Origin of the sequence: Pseudoalteromonas sp. SG43-7 (genome assembly GCF_014164295.1) — a bacterium.
Classification (GTDB): Bacteria; Pseudomonadota; Gammaproteobacteria; order Enterobacterales; family Alteromonadaceae; genus Pseudoalteromonas; species Pseudoalteromonas rhizosphaerae.
The window spans coordinates 1-902 of record NZ_JACJEY010000156.1 but is presented as its reverse complement, the minus strand read 5'-3'; the positions used below and the strand labels follow the sequence as shown (position 1 = coordinate 902).

The 902-nt window shown below is 42.8% G+C and carries 6 tRNA genes; all 6 read left to right on the top strand.

What is annotated here, in order from left to right:
- Nucleotides 1-21: 21 nt before the first annotated feature.
- The 6 genes from H5200_RS23255 to H5200_RS23230 all read left to right on the top strand — a co-directional run bounded on the left by H5200_RS23255 (nt 22) and on the right by H5200_RS23230 (nt 764).
- Nucleotides 22-97 (top strand) — tRNA-Val (locus H5200_RS23255).
- Nucleotides 98-269: 172 nt separating this feature from the next.
- Nucleotides 270-345 (top strand) — tRNA-Val (locus H5200_RS23250).
- A 35-nt stretch (nt 346-380) separates the two neighbouring features.
- A tRNA-Val gene (locus H5200_RS23245) sits at nt 381-456 on the top strand.
- A 19-nt stretch (nt 457-475) separates the two neighbouring features.
- A tRNA-Val gene (locus tag H5200_RS23240) sits at nt 476-551 on the top strand.
- A gap of 42 nt (nt 552-593) precedes the next feature.
- Nucleotides 594-669: transfer RNA gene (locus H5200_RS23235), tRNA-Val, on the top strand.
- A 19-nt stretch (nt 670-688) separates the two neighbouring features.
- A tRNA-Val gene (locus H5200_RS23230) sits at nt 689-764 on the top strand.
- Nucleotides 765-902: the final 138 nt, after the last annotated feature.

The window sequence follows — 902 nt, the reverse complement described above, 5'->3', positions numbered from 1 at the left end:
GTAGCGTTTTAATTTATATGTGGGTGATTAGCTCAGTTGGGAGAGCATCGCCCTTACAAGGCGAGGGTCACTGGTTCAAGTCCAGTATCACCCACCACATATAAAACCTGTTATTATATTAGTAGTTGCATGTTTTAAATTTGTAATATGGGTCACAAGCTCAGTTACAAGAAAAGAGAGCATCACCGCTATTTACAACTAACGGCGAGGTTCACTGGTTAAAATCCAGTACTATTTATTTTAATAGTAGCGTTTTAAATTTGTAATATGGGTCGTTAGCTCAGTTGGGAGAGCATCGCCCTTACAAGGCGAGGGTCACTGGTTCAAGTCCAGTACGACCCACCATTCTTAGAATGGTGCATATTACATGATATCTAAATGGGTGATTAGCTCAGTTGGGAGAGCATCGCCCTTACAAGGCGAGGGTCACTGGTTCAAGTCCAGTATCACCCACCATTTAGATATAAAACTTTACGGGTCGTTAGCTCAGTTGGGAGAGCATCGCCCTTACAAGGCGAGGGTCACTGGTTCAAGTCCAGTACGACCCACCATTTATAAAATGGTTATCGTAAAGTTTAGTAATTGATTATATGGGGTCGTTAGCTCAGTTGGGAGAGCATCGCCCTTACAAGGCGAGGGTCACTGGTTCAAGTCCAGTACGACCCACCATTTAATCAAAATTATATGTGGGTGATTAGCTCAGTTGGGAGAGCATCGCCCTTACAAGGCGAGGGTCACTGGTTCAAGTCCAGTATCACCCACCACATATAAAACCTTACGTTTAATTAATAATTAGCTCAGTTGAAAAAAAGAGCATCGCCACCCTTCACAAATAATGGCGAGGATCACTGGTTCAAGTCCAGTATCACCCACCACATATAAAACCTCACGTTTAATTAATA